The sequence below is a fragment of the Enterococcus sp. 7F3_DIV0205 genome, assembly GCF_002141365.2.
GTDB classification, from domain to species: domain Bacteria; phylum Bacillota; class Bacilli; order Lactobacillales; family Enterococcaceae; genus Enterococcus_L; species Enterococcus_L palustris.
In genome coordinates this window covers 599,143-618,167 of record NZ_CP147244.1, presented here as the reverse complement: position 1 = coordinate 618,167, position 19,025 = coordinate 599,143, and the positions used below count along the sequence as shown (strand labels likewise).

18 protein-coding genes and 1 other annotated feature are annotated in these 19,025 nt (G+C 36.2%); of the genes, 5 read left to right on the top strand and 13 right to left on the bottom strand.

The window, feature by feature from the left end:
• Nucleotides 1–108: 108 nt before the first annotated feature.
• Nucleotides 109–1,125, bottom strand: coding sequence for a branched-chain amino acid aminotransferase (locus A5821_RS02830; protein ID WP_086312990.1), 1,017 nt, complete (start codon nt 1,123–1,125; stop codon nt 109–111).
• 139 nt (nt 1,126–1,264) lie between these two features.
• Between A5821_RS02830 and A5821_RS02825 the strand changes: the two genes are divergently transcribed.
• Entirely contained in the window at nt 1,265–2,197 is a 933-nt protein-coding gene (locus tag A5821_RS02825) for a mechanosensitive ion channel family protein (RefSeq protein WP_086312989.1), read from the top strand.
• Nucleotides 2,198–2,461: 264 nt separating this feature from the next.
• On the opposite strand, the gene A5821_RS02820 is transcribed toward A5821_RS02825, so the two are convergent.
• The 9 genes from A5821_RS02820 to racE all read right to left on the bottom strand — a co-directional run bounded on the left by A5821_RS02820 (nt 2,462) and on the right by racE (nt 11,331).
• On the bottom strand, nt 2,462–3,589 hold the full coding sequence (locus A5821_RS02820) for an N-acetyldiaminopimelate deacetylase (protein WP_086312988.1): 1,128 nt from the start codon (nt 3,587–3,589) through the stop codon (nt 2,462–2,464).
• A 311-nt stretch (nt 3,590–3,900) separates the two neighbouring features.
• Nucleotides 3,901–5,106, bottom strand: a complete 1,206-nt coding sequence (locus tag A5821_RS02815; protein WP_086312987.1) for an ABC transporter permease — start codon at nt 5,104–5,106, stop codon at nt 3,901–3,903.
• Nucleotides 5,103–5,783 carry an ABC transporter ATP-binding protein gene (locus A5821_RS02810; protein ID WP_086312986.1) on the bottom strand — a complete coding sequence of 227 codons (681 nt, stop codon included), beginning with the start codon at nt 5,781–5,783 and terminating at the stop codon, nt 5,103–5,105. The genes A5821_RS02815 and A5821_RS02810 overlap by 4 nt, the downstream gene beginning before the upstream one ends.
• Nucleotides 5,776–6,927: an efflux RND transporter periplasmic adaptor subunit gene (locus tag A5821_RS02805; RefSeq protein WP_086312985.1), complete on the bottom strand. Its 1,152-nt coding sequence runs from the start codon at nt 6,925–6,927 to the stop codon at nt 5,776–5,778. Before A5821_RS02805 ends, A5821_RS02810 begins: the two co-directional genes overlap by 8 nt.
• Before the next feature lie 182 nt (nt 6,928–7,109).
• Nucleotides 7,110–7,811 (bottom strand): 2,3,4,5-tetrahydropyridine-2,6-dicarboxylate N-acetyltransferase, encoded by a 702-nt coding sequence (gene dapD, locus A5821_RS02800; RefSeq protein ID WP_086312984.1) that lies wholly within the window; start codon nt 7,809–7,811, stop codon nt 7,110–7,112.
• A 111-nt stretch (nt 7,812–7,922) separates the two neighbouring features.
• Nucleotides 7,923–8,420, bottom strand: coding sequence for a cyclic-di-AMP-binding protein CbpB (gene cbpB, locus A5821_RS02795; RefSeq protein ID WP_086312983.1), 498 nt, complete (start codon nt 8,418–8,420; stop codon nt 7,923–7,925).
• Between the two features lie 160 nt (nt 8,421–8,580).
• Nucleotides 8,581–9,096 (bottom strand): metallophosphoesterase, encoded by a 516-nt coding sequence (locus A5821_RS02790; protein WP_086312982.1) that lies wholly within the window; start codon nt 9,094–9,096, stop codon nt 8,581–8,583.
• 10 nt (nt 9,097–9,106) lie between these two features.
• The gene (gene rph, locus A5821_RS02785; protein ID WP_086312981.1) at nt 9,107–10,453 is read right to left on the bottom strand and encodes a ribonuclease PH; all 1,347 of its coding nucleotides are present in this window, start codon (nt 10,451–10,453) and stop codon (nt 9,107–9,109) included.
• 59 nt (nt 10,454–10,512) lie between these two features.
• Nucleotides 10,513–11,331 (bottom strand): glutamate racemase, encoded by an 819-nt coding sequence (racE, locus tag A5821_RS02780; RefSeq protein ID WP_086314294.1) that lies wholly within the window; start codon nt 11,329–11,331, stop codon nt 10,513–10,515.
• Nucleotides 11,332–11,772: 441 nt separating this feature from the next.
• Between racE and A5821_RS02775 the strand changes: the two genes are divergently transcribed.
• The 4 genes from A5821_RS02775 to A5821_RS02760 are packed head-to-tail and all read left to right on the top strand — an operon-like array spanning nt 11,773 to nt 14,768.
• The gene (locus A5821_RS02775; RefSeq protein ID WP_086312980.1) at nt 11,773–12,501 is read left to right on the top strand and encodes an amino acid ABC transporter ATP-binding protein; all 729 of its coding nucleotides are present in this window, start codon (nt 11,773–11,775) and stop codon (nt 12,499–12,501) included.
• A gap of 32 nt (nt 12,502–12,533) precedes the next feature.
• Nucleotides 12,534–13,352 carry a transporter substrate-binding domain-containing protein gene (locus A5821_RS02770; RefSeq protein WP_086312979.1) on the top strand — a complete coding sequence of 273 codons (819 nt, stop codon included), beginning with the start codon at nt 12,534–12,536 and terminating at the stop codon, nt 13,350–13,352.
• Between the two features lie 47 nt (nt 13,353–13,399).
• Entirely contained in the window at nt 13,400–14,098 is a 699-nt protein-coding gene (locus A5821_RS02765) for an amino acid ABC transporter permease (protein WP_086312978.1), read from the top strand.
• Between the two features lie 13 nt (nt 14,099–14,111).
• The gene (locus tag A5821_RS02760) at nt 14,112–14,768 is read left to right on the top strand and encodes an amino acid ABC transporter permease (protein WP_086312977.1); all 657 of its coding nucleotides are present in this window, start codon (nt 14,112–14,114) and stop codon (nt 14,766–14,768) included.
• Nucleotides 14,769–14,823: 55 nt separating this feature from the next.
• On the opposite strand, the gene pheT is transcribed toward A5821_RS02760, so the two are convergent.
• The 3 genes from pheT to A5821_RS02745 form a co-directional block, all read right to left on the bottom strand.
• Nucleotides 14,824–17,247 (bottom strand): phenylalanine--tRNA ligase subunit beta, encoded by a 2,424-nt coding sequence (gene pheT / locus A5821_RS02755; protein WP_086312976.1) that lies wholly within the window; start codon nt 17,245–17,247, stop codon nt 14,824–14,826.
• Between the two features lie 6 nt (nt 17,248–17,253).
• Complete coding sequence (gene pheS, locus A5821_RS02750; protein WP_086312975.1) at nt 17,254–18,300, bottom strand: phenylalanine--tRNA ligase subunit alpha; 1,047 nt, start codon at nt 18,298–18,300, stop codon at nt 17,254–17,256.
• 114 nt (nt 18,301–18,414) lie between these two features.
• Nucleotides 18,415–18,625, bottom strand: a binding site (T-box leader).
• 40 nt (nt 18,626–18,665) lie between these two features.
• On the bottom strand, nt 18,666–19,010 hold the full coding sequence (locus A5821_RS02745) for a winged helix-turn-helix transcriptional regulator (RefSeq protein WP_010761262.1): 345 nt from the start codon (nt 19,008–19,010) through the stop codon (nt 18,666–18,668).
• Nucleotides 19,011–19,025: the final 15 nt, after the last annotated feature.

Genomic DNA, 19,025 nt, shown 5'->3' with positions numbered 1-19,025 from the left:
GAACGAAACGAATGTTTTTCCTTTAGCAAAAAAAAGAAAACAACGAGAGCTTTTCGTCATTTTCTTTATTAGAAAGTTGCTTGTCTTTTGACAACACCTTTATCTTTTCTATATCTGTATGTTTCTGATCCAACCATCGGGTGCAGCGATATCACCAAACTGAATCCCCGTCAGTTCATCATAAAGCTTTTGAGTGATCGGTCCTACTTGAGTTTCGCTGTAAAACACGTGGAAATCGTCATACGTTTGAATCCCACCAATTGGTGAAATTACAGCGGCTGTTCCACAAGCTCCAGCTTCTTTAAATTGATCTAAAGAATCAATGTACACATCTTCTTCTACTGCTTCCATGCCAAGGTTATGTTCGGCCAAATAAAGTAGTGAATACTTCGTTATACTTGGTAAAATTGACGGCGATAATGGTGTGATGAAACGATCATCTTTTGTGATTCCAAAGAAATTAGCTGAGCCAACTTCTTCGATTTTCGTATGTGTTGCAGGATCAAGATAGATACAATCTGAAAAGTATTTTTTTCGTGCCTCTTCCCCTGGCAGCAAACTAGCTGCATAGTTCCCACCAACTTTAATTGCGCCCGTTCCTTGAGGTGCAGCACGATCATAATCAGAAAATATAAAGTTTGTCGGAGTTAAACCTCCTTTGAAATAGGCACCTACAGGCATACAGAATACCGTAAAAAGATATTCTGGCGCTGGATGAACACCGATCCCTTCACCGACACCGATCAAAAGTGGACGAATATATAACGTTCCGCCGCTGCCATAAGGAGGAACAAATGCTTCATTAGCCTTTACAACGTCCTCAACTGCACGGATAAATTTATCTTCTGGAACCTCTGCCATCATTAAACGTTTCGCACTACGATTCATCCGTTTAGAGTTTTCATCTACTCGAAAAAGATTGATTGAACCATCTTTACAACGATATGCCTTTAGTCCCTCAAAACATTGTTGTCCATAGTGAAGTGCGGCCGACCCTTCATGGATATGTAGCGTATTATCTTCTGTTAGTTTTCCTTCATCCCATTGCCCATCCTTCCAAGTCGAAATGTAGCGAAATGGTGTTTTTATATAATCAAAACCTAATGTATCCCAATCTATTGTCATACAATCACTCCTTATTTTCAGAATATTGTAACACATTTCCCATATTTTTGTTAAGCTTTTTCATAAATAATGACATCTTTTTTCAAATTCAAGTATAATGATAAAGTAATCATCGATAAAAAAGAAAGTTGGGATATCCTTGTTTATTCTGGGACAATCAATATCCAGTAAAACCGTTGAAAGTACAATGGATTCGACACTTGATATAAAAGCTGTCACTGAAAAAAAAGTAAACGCTCTTCAGCGTTTTTGGAATGGGATCAATTGGGACCAGATTCTCGCTACTTTGATTGAAAAAGCGATTTATCTACTCTTTTTAATTCTTCTTTTTGTGATTTTGAATAGAATAGGTAAGATGCTTATTGATAAAACATACGGTAACTATAGTAAGAAACAAGCATTTAGTGAAAGCCGATTGAAAACATTACACACTTTGATCAACAATGCTTTCCAATATACACTTTTCTTCTTTTTCATTTATTCCTTGCTAACGGTAATCGGGGTACCTGTGGGCTCGCTTCTAGCTGGAGCAGGTATTGCTGGTGTAGCTATCGGTTTAGGTGCTCAAGGGTTTATGAATGATATTATTACCGGTTTTTTTATCATTTTAGAACAGCAAATGGATGTGGGAGATTATATTCGTTTGACTGCACTTGGAATTGAAGGGACAGTTACAGCGGTAGGCCTTAGGACAACGCAAATGAAAGCCTTAGATGGCACTGTTCACTTTATTCCAAACCGCAATATAACAACCATAAGTAATCTTTCCAGATCAAATATGCAAGTTTTGATCGACGTTCGAATTATGCCTGATGAAGGATATGATCAAATCACAACGATCATTGATCAAGTCAATCAAGAGTTAAAAGAAAAGTACGCGGAAAGCATTCAAACTGGACCGACGATTTTTGGTATGGTAGATCTTGGTAATGGAAATTTCGCTGTTCGTACAACGATGTATGTGCTAAATGGAAAACAGGCACCTATTAGGGAAGAATTTTTGGCACAATATGTTAAAAAACTGTCTGAAGCTAATTTCACGATTCCAAACACACCAATCACATTAAAATGAACTATTATGAACGAGTAAATAAAAATAGAAGGTAAGATCATCTCTAAATGAGTCTTACCTTCTACTTTTTTACTCTTCCTTAAAACTGCGCATTATCTGTCCCGTTTCTTTTTCTTGCATATCACTAGCTCCATCTATTACAAATCGAAACTCTCAAAGTCTTCCTTGTTCTCACCAATAACAATATAATATGCCGTATTGTTCCTGTTACTCAGAGCAACAATTCTTCTTTTTTCATGATTTTAACACTCCCATAATTTCCCTTTATTTATCCAAAGATAGCAAGAATTTGCCGATATGTTTTACGGCAAAAGGAATCGCTTCTTCTTTAGGATCAAATTTAGCAGAATGAAGACCATATGGGCTATCTACACCTAACCAAAACATCATTCCCGGCACTTTGGATAACAAATAACCAAAATCTTCCCCCGTCATAGCCACTTGTGCCTCCTTAAAGAACACATCTGGATCGGATTCCATGAACGACATAAAATTTTCAGTAATTTTTTTATTGTTAATAACTGGAACATACCCCTTCTGGTCTAGCATTACATGTACCTCGCAGTTAAAAGATTTTGCAATTCCTTCCCCAATTTCCCTGATTCTAGATTGCGTCAATTGATTCATTTCCTCTGTTAATGTCCGAATTGTACCAGAAATCGTTGCTTCACCAGCAATCACATTTGTGGCGGTCCCTGCATTAAATGTCCCAAAGGTTACAACTGCTCCCTCAACTGGATTAACATTTCTACTCACAATCGTTTGAGCCTGCTGAACAAGACTCATCCCTGCTATAATCATATCGTTTGAGTCATGCGGGAATGCAGCGTGTCCACCTTTACCTGTTAGAGTGATTTGGACTTCACAAGTGGCAGCAAAAAGTGTACCGACTTTTGTTGTGATCATCCCCACTGGTAATTCAGGGTTGACATGAAGACCATAAAATTCATCTGGCAACCAAGAGCCAAATGCATCCTCTTCATACATCAACATACCGCCAGCTTCATTTTCTTCTGCTGGTTGAAAAAGAAACAAATAATTATTCTCAGGTTGTTGTAATGTCATTTGTTCTAACAATCCTAAGCCTATAGTCATATGAAAATCATGACCACAGGCATGCATATACCCTTTATGGGTGGACTGAAAATCAGAAATGACCTCTTCAGTGATTGGTAAACCATCGATATCAGCACGCCAACCAATCGTTTTTTTAGGATTTTTCCCATGAATAAATACTAAAATGCCTGTTCGCCAAGTTCTATATTCTACAAATTCTTTCTCTATTGACTGGATAATTTCTAATAAAAGATTTTGTGTTTTTTTCTCTTCTAACCCTATTTCTGGTATTCGGTGCAGCTGTCTACGAATCTCAATTAATTGTTCTTGAATCACTGTTCATCTGCCTCTTTTCTTTTTCACTATATCTTATTGTTGAATAAAAAGGTGTTTATGTCAATCTTTCAATGAGAGAAATTTTATCTCATTTAAGTATGCAAACATAATCAAGTCTTCGTAAACACTCTAAATAATTTTGAGTAAATACGTTAAAATTTACCAAAAATGTCCCTAATGGTTTTGTCCACCTTGTCATTAACAATAATATGAGTAAAATCTCCTAATGGAAATAAGTGACTAGGACATAAACTCCTTAAGTCATGTCCCAATCACTTAGAATTGGTGTAAATAATGGAAGCAGATTCCGATTATTTCATAATATCAATCAAATCTTTTTTAGAAGCAGCCGATGCTGGCATATAGCTAAAAACAACACCGATCAAAACTGAAATACCGACCGCTAAGGCGATTGTAAATAAGTCTGGTCGAACTGCAAAAGGTAAAAATAATGATGAAATAAATCCTAACATCATCCCTAATAGATAACCAATCATGCCTCCCAACAAAGTCAAAGTTAATCCTTCTGCTAAAAATTGCTTTCTGATATCTTTTTCAGTTGCACCTAAAGCACGCCGGATGCCTATTTCTTTTGTTCGCTCAGAAACTGAGATATACATCATATTCATGACACCTACTCCAGCAATAAATAGTGAAATACCTGCCACGGCAGAAATAAACAGTGTAAGATTATCCAAGATGCTTCCCATCTGATCAATATCAGATTTTGGATTGTACAGTTCGTACTCCCCGATATTTCTGGTACTACCATTAAAATTTAATTGCTTTAAAACGTCTCTGATCACTTTCTCTTTATCTTGACCAACTTCTGATTCCACATTCAGAATAGATTGGGTCTCTGTTTTATTAAAATAGTGATCATAGCTCTTAATTGGAAAGTAAGCAAGAGGTTCCTGATTTTCCATTGAGAGTGTACCACTTGTGCTAACTTTGACCCCAACAACTGTAAATAATTCATTTGCGACTTCAAATCCTTGTCCAATTGCTTTCTCAGCATCTCCATAAAGCTTTTGAGCTAGAACTTCATCGATTACAACCACTTTATTCAACGTTTCGCTATCTTTCGGTTCGATTTGTCGCCCTGTCAATAAATTTATAGTCGTTTTTTTAACTCGTTCTACTTTTTTTGTTAGTTTTTTGCCTTTAATATACAATTCTACTTGGCGTTCTGTTAATTTTTGTTTTGTCTTATAAAAGTCCACTTTTTTTACGCCTTTTATACTTTTAATTAAATCAAAGTCACTTTTTTTAAAGACTTCACTCTCGCTAAAAGCGTTAGACACATCATAATAATTAAAGGTGATGTTGCTAATGTTTTCGTTTGTGTTGGTCATTGACATTTTATCAATCATATCACGCTTAAATCCATTACCGATAGAGACTATTGTGATGACGGAGGCAATACCAATAATGATCCCAAACATTGTTAAAAAACTGCGTTTTTTATTTTTCAAAATTGATTTCAACGCCGTCTTCCATATAACGAAATTTTTCATTTAATCAGCTCCTCTTCAACGATGGCACCATCTTTCACTCGAATCAAACGTCCGCAATAAGAGATCATCTCAGGGTTGTGAGTTACCAAAATAATTGTTACGCCTTCTTCTTTATTCAAGTCTTGGAACAATTGCATAATATCTTCAGAAGTTTTTGAGTCTAATGCACCTGTTGGCTCATCTGCAATGATAAACCTTGGGGAATTGACAATTGCCCTTGCGATTGCTACACGTTGTTGCTGACCACCTGAGAGTTGCTTTGGATATTTATTCCCTTTATCAGCTAAGCCCACTTTCTCTAATACTTCATAGACTCTCTCTTTAGTATTGGTGTATGCCGAGCCGTTATATAATAAAGGTAATTCAATATTTTCAAACACAGTATTATTTTCAATCAAGCTGAAGTTTTGAAAAACAAAACCAACTGATTTATTTCTGATAGCAGAAAGTTGCTTATCAGAAAAATCGGTAATTTCTGTTCCTTCAAATAAGTATTTCCCTTCAAACTTCTTATCGATAAAACCAATCAGATTGATCAATGTTGATTTTCCTGAACCAGACGGACCCATAACGGCCACAAATTCTTTTTCTTTGATTTCAAAATTAATATCCTTCAAAACATGAAGTTGTTCTTCTTCCAAAGAGTAAAATTTATTGATTTGTTCAAGTTTAATCATTTTCGACCACCTGCACTTCTGCATTATCTTTTAAGGCTTCATTTGGGTTTCCGATGATTTTGTTCCCTTTTGAAACGCCTGACTCCACAATTTTAGAACCATTTATATCAACTATTTTTACATCAGTTTTAACGGCTCGTCCATTTTTATAAACGAAAACAAACGTTTTATTTTCTTTCGTGACGATAGATTTCTCAGGTAAAACCAATTGCGGTTGTGGTAATGAGACTTGTACAGATGAGCCATATGCCCATGGGAAATCTCCATCTACAATAAACTCATAAGTTGGAATCTCTGAATCACTGCCATTTTTTGATTTAGGTAATTGGTTGATGCTGCTGATTTTCCCTTGTGCAGTCTGGTTGGAGCCGATGGATGTCACACTGACTTCTTGTCCAATCTTTAGTTTGTTTAAATCATACTCTGTAACCGTTCCTTTGGTTTGCTTCTCCTTACTCAACACTTGTATCAAAGGCTGATCCAATGATTTTTTTCCAGCTTCATTGACCATCGCTACACCATCGATTGTTGCGTTTATGGTTGATGTTACTTTCCCTTTTTCTGATTCTAATGCTGCTGATTCATCGTTAACTTCTGTATAAGCAAGATCTAATGCTTGTTGTGCCTGAATCGCTTCATTATTGAAACCCGTTACTTCTGTTTGTTGCTGTTCGATTTTTCCTTTTAGTTCTTCTTTTTTATCAGGGTCAACTTCTCGGTCAAAATCAGCTTTACTTTGATTCAAACTTGCCTGTGCTTCATTATAACGGGCTTGTGCTCTGCTTAAATTTTGAGCTGCTTGCTGAGCCGATAAGCTGCTTTTATTTACAGTGCGCTGTTGTTGATCTGCTCTAGTCTGAGCCTCACCATTTAAGTAATTAAGAAGAACCTCTCCATTTTTAACTTCTTGTTCATGTTTAACTGGAATATCCGTAATGGTTCCCAAGGTCTGATCATAAAAGATATCTTCGGTTTGGGTTGCTTTAACTTCTCCTTTCAATAGGAGTGGATCTAATTCATTTAAAGTAAAAGCACTATAACTAGGTTCAACTTTTTTTGAGGAGGAAAAAAAGAGAAAATAGCTTCCCACGCTTACTCCAATCAAAATACTGCCAATAATTAATTTCATCTTTTTGTTTTTCATATTACTTGTTCCTCCTACTTAATCTTATAAAACTAATTATAATCAGTTTTAAACTTATGGAGAATTGAATAGGCGAACATTTAGCTTACACATTTGAAAGTTTAATATAACAAAAAAAATGGCTTAAAACTCAACATGAGCTTTAAGCCATTTTTTATATTTAATTGTGTTGACCTTAACTATTATAGTTTACGTAGTTCTTCCATCATGTTTGTTTTGCTTTTTGTTTTTGCATCAATATCTTTTATCTTTTTAGCTGGTACACCCGCAACTACAGTAAAAGGTGCTACATCATCAACAACGATTGCTCCAGCTGCAACAACAGCACCTTCACCTACTCTAATCCCTTCTAGAACAACAGCATTCGCACCAATCAACACATTATCTTCGATAACAACTGGCTCCGCGCTTGGCGGTTCAATAACACCTGCCAAAACAGTTCCTGCACCGATATGACAATTTTTACCAACAGTAGCTCGTCCGCCTAAAATTGCACCCATATCGATCATTGACCCTTCACCGATCACAGCGCCGATATTGATCACGGCTCCCATCATGATTACAGCATTATCACCGATCTCAACTTGATCTCTGATTATAGATCCTGGTTCAATACGAGCGTTGATTTCTTTTACATCCAGCATCGGAATTGCAGAGTTTCTCGAATCATTTTCAATAACATAATCGATAATGTTCTCTTTATTTTTTTCAAGAAACTCTTTGATGACCTTCCATTCACCGAATAAGGTTCCAGTCTTACAATTAGTAAAAGCTTGAATGTCCTCAGGAAAGGTCACTTCTTTGAGTTTACCTTTCAAGGTAACTTTCACTGGTGTTTTTTTTTCAGCATTCCCGATATAATGAATAATTTCATATGCGTCCATCAACATAACTCCCTTCAAATTAAAAAAAAGATTGAATTGTAAAAAAACTAGTTGTCTTTGCGTAATTTGTTTATCAAAAATAGAAAAAAGTGATTCCTTCGTTTAAAATGATCAAATCACTTTCATCTCCATCGTTTCTCCATCAGATTTCGGTAAAATAATATTCTTTCGCTCTAATTCATGAGCCATGTGATTAATTGCCTTTAACAATTCTTTGCGCGTGATGATCCCTTTAAAACATTGATTATCATCTACTACTGGTAAAAATGCCGCGTCTACCAATAAATGAAGAACGTCTTCTAATTCCCATTTTTCGCCTATTACAGGAACATTGACTTCCATCACATCTGCTACAGTAAAGTCTTTTAATTTATCAAAATCAACAGATGTAATATCGAACATTTTATCGACAACATCAGATAGACTAATCAACCCGACAAAACGATCGCCTTTATCTAAAACAGGGATTTTTGAATATTTCACTTGTGATAAGACTAGTAGAGCATGACTTAGCGGATTTAAACACATTACATTTGCCACATTTTCCGCTGGTATCAAAAACGTTTCTTGTTTTTCTAATAATAATTCTTTTACAGCAGTTCCAATCATTGGAGTGCCTCCATTTCATTTTCTTTGCCACAACTATCATTGTACAGAAAACGGATGCAAATGTCTTTAAATTCAAACTTTTTTCATAACTCTTAAAAAAAATTAAGATTTGTCCTTATTTTCTTCACTTTTGTTTCTTGAACAAATTTCGTTTGAAAAATTAGTTTTTATTAAACACAAAGTGCAATTCTTTATATGGTTGGTGTTCTCGCCCATAATATTGAACAATTAGTTGCTCAGGCGTACTTTCAATGATCGCATAAGATTTTAGTTGAATCGGTCCTCTTGGTTGACTGATACTGCCGGGGTTCAGGTAAAGTACATTTGCCCTGACTTCACACCCAATCTCATGTGTATGACCAAATAATACGATATTTGCATTGACTTCAGCAGCTTGTAAAGCTAGAGAAGTCAGGCCTGTTCGTACATTAGATAAATGTCCATGTGTCATAAAAATAATATCTGTTCCACTTTTTTCTACTATAACGTTTGGGAAATCAGGATCATAATCGCAGTTTCCTTTAACGACAATAAAATCATTCCACAAGCTATCCGTCGGTTCTAATTCTGAATCGCCACAATGGAACATTTTATCTACTTTGCCTCGATATGTTTCTGTCAAATCAACTAATATGTCACGATCACCATGATTATCACTTACCACTAGATACTTCATCTGATTCCTCCTAATTTTTCAACCAATTTTCCCACTGATCTTTTAATTTCGCAACAGCTTTTCCTCTATGACTGATTTCATTTTTTCGATCATCTGAAAGTTCAGCCGCCGTTTTTTGTTCTTCTGGTATGAAAAATAAAGGGTCGTAACCAAATCCGTGATCGCCGCGAGGAATAGTCCCGATTTCACCTGCCCAATCGCCTTCTACCACTAAGCTATTTTTATCTGGAGCAGCAAAAACAAGTGTACAATGAAATGTCGCTGTTCTTTTTTCTTGTGGTACTCCTGTTAATTCGTGAAGTAGTTTTGCATTGTTAGCAGCATTATTTGTGGGTTCCCCAGCAAATCGCGCTGAGAAAATCCCAGGCATACCATCTAATGCATCAACGATCAACCCTGAATCATCCGCTAAAACAGGTTGTTTTAAAATACTCGCTATTGTTTCTGCTTTTAAACGAGCATTTTCTTCAAACGTTTTCCCCGTCTCTTCAACATCTGGTAGTTCAGGATAATCTAACAACGTTTTTACAGAATAGCCTTTTTCAGCAAATATTCTCTTAAACTCTTTGGCTTTTCCTGGATTTCTAGTTGCGATAACGATTGTTTTCGTTTCTGATGGAAACGTCTTTTCTGTTACTTGGTGCATCAAAGCTTCTTTTTGGTAAGCGATCAGGTGCTCAATCCCTGTTTTTCCATAGAACAATAACGAATTTAGTTCATCTCCTGAAAACGTTGCTTCTTCACCAGTACCTTGAAGTTCAACAAAATTACCAGATTCCGTCATCACTAAATTCATATCCACATCAGCAGCAGAATCTTCCGTATAATCTAAATCAAGAACACACTCGCCATCACTTAAAATGCCAGCACTAACTGCTGCTAAGTATTCTTTAATTGGGTCCTCTTGTAAAACGCCTGCTTTTAGCATTTTTTCAACTGCGATTTTCATTGCTACAAAAGCACCAGTAATGCTTGCAGTACGAGTACCGCCATCGGCTTGGATAACATCACAATCAACGATAATACTTCGTTCCCCTAATTTTTTCAAATCGATAACGGCTCTTAAGGAACGCCCAATCAATCGTTGGATTTCCATTGTTCTACCAGTCAATTTTCCTTTGGCACTTTCACGAATATTTCTTGTATTAGTAGCTCTTGGAAGCATGCTATATTCGGCGGTTACCCATCCCGTCCCTTCACCTCTTAAAAACGGTGGTACCTTTTCTTCCACGGTTGCAGAACAAATCACTTTCGTATCACCAAAAGAAATTACTACAGATCCCTCTGGATGCTTGTAAACATTGGTTTCAATAGTAATTCCCCTTAATTCCTTGGCTTGCCTTCCATCATGTCTCATCTATTTCTTCCTCCCTTTAGTTAGCAATTAAGTTTTTCATGCAATTTTACAGGTGAAACTCATCGGTTAAATTGTGATAATCGTACTTGCTGAACCGTCAGTTTTTCTAAATTTAGCCAATCATCCGCAATTGTCTTAAACATATTGGCAGATCCTGTTGTATAAAATTCATTTGGTTCATTTTTAGACTGCGGGCTATTTGCGATATCAAAATAATCCAACAGCATACTTACTTCACTAACTGTTTCAGCTCCTGAATCAATCAACGTCACCTGATTCCCCATTACATTTTGAATCAAAGGCCTTAATAACGGATAATGAGTGCAACCCAAAATCAGTGTATCTAGCTTCTTCAATTGTAGTGGATTTAAGGTTTCAGATACAATTTTTTTCGCTACAGAAGAATGAAATTCATTACTTTCAACAATTGGTACAAATTTTGGACATGCCAAACTAGAAACAAATGTACTAGGAGCCTTACTTTTTAACGCCTCCTCATAAGCACTACTTTTAATTGTGCCAGCAGTACCAATAACACCAATACGATTATTTTTCGTAGCTTTCAATGCAGCCCTGGTGCCAGGTAAAATCACCCCAACAACTGGTATATTTAATTGTGCTTTAATTTCCTCTAGTGCAACAGCTGTCGCAGTATTGCAAGCAATCACTAACATTTTAATTTTTTTCTCTAAAAGAAAATTTGTCATTTCCCATGTAAATTGAATTACTTGTTCAGCCGGTCTGGGTCCATAAGGACACCGTGCTGTATCTCCAAGATAGATCAAGCGTTCATTAGGTAGTTGCCTTAGCGCTTCTTTAACCACCGTGAGCCCACCGACCCCAGAATCTATAAATCCTATTGCTTCATGTTTATTCAAGTCAATCAAACCTTTACAGTATTTTTTCAACACTCTTATTCTCTACTTTTTAGTACTTTTTTTCAAGTTTTATTATCACTAACTCCTATTATATCATTCTTTATAAAGTAAGTTTTCAATTGTTCTTCTTGGTGGCTTTAAAAAAAACTGGTAATCTCTTTTTTCGTATGTTATAATTCCTAACATTAACGAATGAATAGATTTATGATGATATGATTAAATTAAAAAGAAAATTATTTTTATAAACTCACAACACCCTAAGCTCCTTCCCACTTCAAAAGTTTATAAAGTAGAAATAAAAGTCCATAGTATATAACTTTCCATTTTCTCAGTTTTGATTTTTTATTCGTTTCTTCATTTCTTATCTATCTATCTTATTCACTAATCAATCAACTATCATTAAATATGATGTGATAATTTTATACATAAAGGAGAATGACCATGATTTCGTTGGAACATGTCAATAAGTATTTTGGAGATCATCATGTATTGAAAGATGTTTCTTTAAATGTCAACGAAGGAGAGAAGATTGTTATCATAGGGCCATCTGGTTCTGGTAAAAGTACTTTGATTCGTTGCATAAATCGTTTAGAAAAAGTCACTGATGGTCACATATTTGTCGATGGTATCGATATTACGAAACCTAAGGCACCCGTTCAACAGGTACGTCAAAAAGTAGCGATGGTTTTTCAAAGTTTTAACTTATATGCTCACAAAACGATTATACAAAACCTGACTTTAGCACCCATCAAAGTCAAAGGTGTTAGTAAAGAAGAAGCAACAAAAACCGGCATGGAGTACTTAGAACGGGTTGGATTAGCCGACAAAGCGAATGCTTACCCTGCTCAACTTTCTGGCGGTCAGCAACAACGTGTGGCGATTGCGCGAGCGTTGAATATGCATCCAGAAATTATTTTGTTTGACGAGCCGACTTCGGCTCTTGATCCAGAAATGATTCAAGAAGTGTTAGACGTTATGGTTGATTTATCTAAACAAAATATTACGATGATTTGTGTCACACATGAAATGGGATTTGCGCGTCAAGTAGCTGACAAAGTCATTTTTATGGATGACGGTCAAATCATTGAGACAGGTACGCCTGAGCATTTCTTTACTAGCACTCAAAATGAACGCGCAAAAGAGTTTTTAAGTAAAATCATTCATAATTAATAGAATAAAACAATTACAAGGAGGAATTTTAAATGAAAAAAACAAAAAAATTATTAAGTGCATTATCTCTTACTTTATTACTTGGTTTAGTTGTAGGATGCGGCAGTGGCGGAGATTCTACAGCTGATTCTAACAATAAAGGAACAACGGACATTCAAAAAATTAAAGATGCCGGCGTTATCAAAGTAGGCGTTAAAGAAGATGTCCCAAATTTTGGTTATATGAATCCCGACACAAATAAAAACGAAGGTATGGAACCTGACATTGCCCGCTTGATTGCTAAAGAATTGACTGGTAGCGAGGACAATGTAGAATTTGTTGGCGTAACAGCTAAAACGCGCGGACCGTTATTAGACAATGGGGAGTTAGATATGGTCATCGCTACATTCACTATCACTGATGAACGTAAAGAAACGTATAACTTTACAACACCGTACTATAAAGATGAAGTTGGCTTTTTAGTTAGAAAATCAGATAAATTTACTGATACTGCAAGTTTGGATGGAAAAACAATTGGTGTTGTTCAATCTGCTACAACCAAAGAAGCAATTGAAAAACAAGCAAAAAAACTGGGTGTCTCATTTAAATATCAAGAACTTGGTTCCTATCCAGAACTAAAAACTGCCCTAACGTCAAAAAGAATTGATGCCTTTTCCGTTGATAAATCTATCTTAACTGGCTACGTCGATGATAGTACAGAAATCCTTAAGGATGGTTTCTCGCCACAAGAATATGGGGTTGCTACTAAGAAATCAAATACTGAGTTAAATGACTTCTTAAATAAATCGATTGAAAAGTGGGAAAAAGATGGGACTTTAGAAAAAATTTACAAAAACTGGAATCTGGACTAATACTTTCCGATTCTATACTATTCTGTTAGAGTTTGGGAGGAATTTAGATGTTTGTTATAGCAACTGCTGGACCATTTGCGCTCTTTAGATGGGAAGCATTACTTAAAGACTGGAAACTTTTTGCTGATGCTTTTCTCTATACAATTTTATTAGCTATAGGCTCACTAATTGTTGCGATGCTACTAGGAATTTTTTTCGGTAGTCTTTCTGCAATGCGAAATAAAGTACTGAATCTAGTCAGTCGAATTTACGTTGAGTTTTTCCAAAATACACCATTATTGATTCAATTTATTGTCGTTTATTATGGTTTTCCGTTGATTAGTCCTCTCTTGACCTTTTCGACAACCACTATTGCTATCATTTGCGTCGGTCTTTATCATGGTGCCTACATTTCAGAGGTCGTTCGTTCTGGAATCGGAGCAGTTCCTAAAGGGCAATTTGAAGCAGCGTATTCACAAGGTTTTTCTTATGGTAAAACGATGCGTTATGTCGTCTTACCACAAGCTTGGCGTATTATGTTACCACCATTAACAAACCAAATCGTCAACCTGATTAAAAATACGTCAACTGTGGCAATCATTTCAGGCGCTGATGTCATGTTTACCGCCAATAGTTGGTCATCGATCAATTTAAATTATATACCCGCTTTTGCTGTAGCAGGATTTCTTTATTTTATCCTTTGCTTCCCATTAGCTAAACTAGCTCGTAAACTAGAAGAAAACAATAAGAAAGCTTATACCAGATAGGAGGTTCGCAAACATGTCTTTTTCAGAACAAATGAGTCAACTTCTGACCGGCAATAATTTGCGCTTTTTATTTGATGGTTTGAAGCTTACTCTGTATATTTCTTTTGTATCAATTATTTTAAGCACTATTTTTGGCACTATTTTAGCTGTTTTACGGAATCGAAAATCTGGTCCCTTGAAGTTTTTGGCTAGTCTATATATTGAAATCGTGCGGAATATCCCTAATCTACTGTGGATTTATGTTATTTTCTTGATTTTTAAAATCAAATCGACACCGGCTGGTATCGTTAGTTTTACAGTTTTCACAACAGCCGCTCTAGCTGAAATCATTCGCGGAGGATTAAACGGTGTTGATAAAGGACAAAAGGAAGCTGCTCGATCACAAGGATTTAGCAAATTCCAAATTCTTTTGTATATCGTCTTACCCCAAGCAATCCGTAATGTGTTGCCAGCAATCGTTTCTCAGTTTGTAACGGTCATTAAAGATACTAGTTTTTTATATTCTGTTATTGCTTTACAGGAGCTGTTCGGAAAATCCTATATTTTAATGGGACGTTACGCACAAACAGGACAAGTTTTTGCTATTTACGGACTTGTAGCTTTGATGTATTTCGTGATTAACTTTTCCATTTCTCAGTTTTCTAGATGGTTATCTAGAAACTGGGCATAAAAATAAGGGTACAGCACAAACTATATAATAGTATGTGCTGTACCCTTACTTCTTTTTAACGAATCGTGACATTAAATTGTTCAACTAAAGCTTTTTCCACTTTTTCCATTGATTGATTGATTTCTTCATCAACCAAAGTTGCTTCTGCATTTACAAATGTTAAGCTGTATGCCATTGATTTTTTGCCCTCAGCAATGTTATCTCCCTGATAAACATCAAACAAATGAACAGACTGCAAGAATTTTCCAGCATGTTTAGAAATTGTTTCAACCAATTCTTGACTCATTACTGTTTCATCAACTAGTAAAGCAATATCTCTTGAAACTGCTGGGAATTTTGAAATTTGTTGATAAACTAACGCATCATTTTCTTCTTCAATAATAGCTTGAAGGTTCAACTCAGCGACATAGGTTTCAGGAATCTCATACTCTTTTGCGATTGTCGGATGAACTTGACCAATAAACCCAATGACCGCGTCATTTAATTTCACTAAAGCAGTTCTCCCTGGATGCAGCTCTTGGTTATCTTTTGTCGCTTCATAAGTTATTTTATCTTTAATTCCTACAGAATCAAATAACACTTCCAGCATCCCTTTGATTGTATAAAAATCGACGGGTACTTCTTTTGTCTGCCAATCTTTTACAACTTTATTCCCTGATAATGCGATTCCTAAATGATTTTCTTCATGAGGCAATTCTTTTTTAGGATCGTTATCTTGATAGAATACTCGTCCAATTTCATAAAGAGCAACATTGTTATTTTTACGTGCAACATTATACGCTACATCATCTAGTAACCCTGAAATCAAGTTCATTCTTAAGACAGAACGTTCTTCACTCATTGGCCATTGTAGACGAGTTATTTGACTGTCTCTCATCATAAATTGAAGGGATTTTTCTTCTGTTGTCAAGGCATAACTGATGGCTTCACTTGCACCACAGCCTTCTAATAAGCCTTTTATTTTACGAACTAATTCTTGACCACTTGTTAAACTCCCTGCTACAGTTTCCCCTTTTGGTAAAGTAGATGGTAGGTTATCATAACCGTAAATTCGCGCAACTTCCTCGATCAAATCCGCTTCAATCTTGATATCCCAGCGTCTAGGAGGAACCATTACATTGAATTTATCCTGATTAAGTTCATAAGTAAATCCTAGTGTATCGAAAATTTCGCTAACAATTTCTTGATTCATCTCAGTTCCTAAATATTCATTGATTCGCGAAACCGTCACACTGACCGCGACCTCTTCAATGGTTAGATCAGATCCAATTGCTTTCCCTGAAACAACTGTTCCATTAGCTAACTTAGCGATCATAGCTGCAGCTATATCCCCTGCTTCACCAATCGTTGCATGATTGATGCCTTTTTCAAATCGACTGGAAGATTCACTACGTAGATTAAATTCTTTGGAGGTTCTGCGAACTGAAAGTGAATCGAACAAAGCAAATTCCAAAGCAACCGTTGTTGTTTCATCCGTAATTTCTGAATCGGCTCCACCCATTACACCAGCTAATGCTACAGGCTTTTCCCCATTAGTAATGACGATGTTTTCAGTCGAAAGTTTTCGCGTTTCACCGTCTAAAGTAACGATTTCTTCTTCTGGTTTCCCACGTCTTACTAAAATATTTTTACTTTGTAATTTGTCATAATCAAATGCATGCAGTGGTTGTCCAAATAATAAAAGAATATAGTTTGTTATATCCACTACGTTATTAATCGGACGAATTCCTTCATTCATCAAACGTGTTTGTAGCCACATTGGGCTTTCTGCAATTTTAACATCTTTGATAATTCTGATTTGATAAGCAGGGACATCTTTTTTATCTTCAACTTCTACGGATATATATTCAGCAGCATTTTCGCTAGCGTCTTCTTCTAAAACTTCATCGTTAAATTTAGGTGTTTGACGGTAAATAGCCCCTACTTCATAGGCAACACCGCGCATACTTAGCGCATCCGCACGATTTGGTGTAATTGACAATTCGATAATATGATCATCCATATCTAAATAGGAAAAGACATCATCACCATTAACAGCATCTTGCGGCATATAATAAATTCCTTCAGAATAAGCTTTAGGAATAACACTATCGGAATAACCTAATTCTTGTAAAGAACAAATCATACCATTTGAAACTTCGCCACGCATTTTCCCTTTTTTAATTTTTTGGTTACCAGTAATGCGAGATCCTGGTAAAGCTACGATCACTTTGATGCCAACTTTAACATTTGGCGCACCACAAACAATTTGCGACAATTCTTCTTCACCGATATCCACTTGGCAAATCGACAGATGATCTGAATTAGGATGAGGAACACATTCTTTGACCTCACCGACAACTATTTTTTTCAATCCTTCTTCTGGTACTTCAATTCCTTCAACTTCGATTCCTGTTAAAGACATTTGATCCGATAACTCTTTAGCAGAAATTTCTGATAGGTCTAAATATTCACTTAACCATTTATAAGATACTAACATCGTCGATTACTCCTTTACCTTGAACTGATTTAAGAAACGTAAATCATTTTGATAAAAATTACGAATATCATTCACACCGTAACGTAACATCGCTACTCGGTCTGGCCCTAAACCAAATGCAAAACCACTATACTCATTTGGATCAATTCCTGACATAGATAAGACATCCGGATGAACCATACCAGCTCCTAAAATTTCAATCCAGCCTGTTTGTTTGCAAACATTACAACCTGAACCGCCACATTTGAAACAACTTACATCAACTTCAACTGAAGGCTCTGTAAACGGGAAATAGCTTGGACGTAAACGAATCTTACGATCTTCACCAAACATTTTCTTCATGACTACTTCCAAGGTTCCTTTAAGATCCCCCATCGTAATATTTTTATCGATGACCAAACCTTCGATTTGGTGGAATTGATGACTGTGAGTAGCATCATCAGTATCTCTACGGAATACTTTCCCTGGTGAAATCATACGTAAAGCGCCTTTTGAAAAGTCATGCTTTTCCATCGTTCTAGCTTGTACAGGCGATGTATGTGTACGTATCAAAATCTCATCTGAAATATAAAATGTGTCTTGCATATCTCGAGCTGGGTGATCTTTAGGTAAGTTCATGCGCTCAAAGTTATAATGATCAGATTCAACTTCATAACCTTCTACAACTTGATAGCCCATACCAACAAAAATATCTTCAATTTCTTCCATTACTTGAGATAATACATGGCGAGTTCCGTGATCCATTTGCTTACCTGGGAGTGTTACATCAATTGTTTCTTGTTCTAAAGCAGCATTTAAAGCGGCACTTTCTAGAACTTCTTTTCGTTTTTCTATAGCTTCGGTCAAAAGATCTCGAATTTCGTTAGCAAAACCTCCCACCACTGGACGTTCTTCAGCGGATAAATCTTTCATCCCTCTCAGCACTTCTGTAATAGGGCCTTTTTTACCTAAAGTTTCGACTCTGATTTGGTTTAGTGCTTTAAGATCTGCTACATTTTGAATACTAGCCAATGTTTCATCTCTCAATGCTTCTAATTGAGCTTTTAATGTCATTTTTCTATCCCTTTCCTTTGCTTAATGTTTGAACTGAGCCTAAATAGTAGAGCAAAAGTCGAACAAACTCATTCAAGCTTTAATAAAAATAAAAAACGATAGCTCGCTCCTCTATCAAGGAACGAGCTATCGTGTTACCATCCTACTTCATGACAAAAAATCATGCACTCAATTCTTATAACGGCTCTCACCGGTCTGCTCTATATTAGAACAAACAAACTCCGGAAGTGAACTTCATTTTTCGATTACGCAACCCGTTTACAGTCTAAGACAGGTTTTCCCTTTTCGCATCAGCCAAATTACTCGTTTCCATCTACGTTTTTTTTATTCAATTATTTACAGTTTACAAGAAATTAAGTCTCAGGTCAACTGCATTCTTCAGCGGTAACCCATTTTTCTGCCCAATGCTGGATTTGTTCCATTGCTTGTTGTAAGTCCTTGCCTTTATTTGTGAGGAAATATTCTAGACGGCTACTCTCATCACAGCGGACTGCTTTTGAGATGATTCCTTCTCCTTCTAACTCTTTCAAGCGTTCTACTAACACTCGATCGCTTAGCTCAGGAATCTTTTGTCTTAACTCACCAAATCGTTGAGGACCATTTTCCAACAAGACATCAATAATCAAACCATTCCATTTTTTTCCTAAAATCGCAAAAGCTTTTTCAAATTTAGGACATAGTGAAAATTCGGTTGTTTTTACTTGCTCCATTTTCCTCACCTCGTG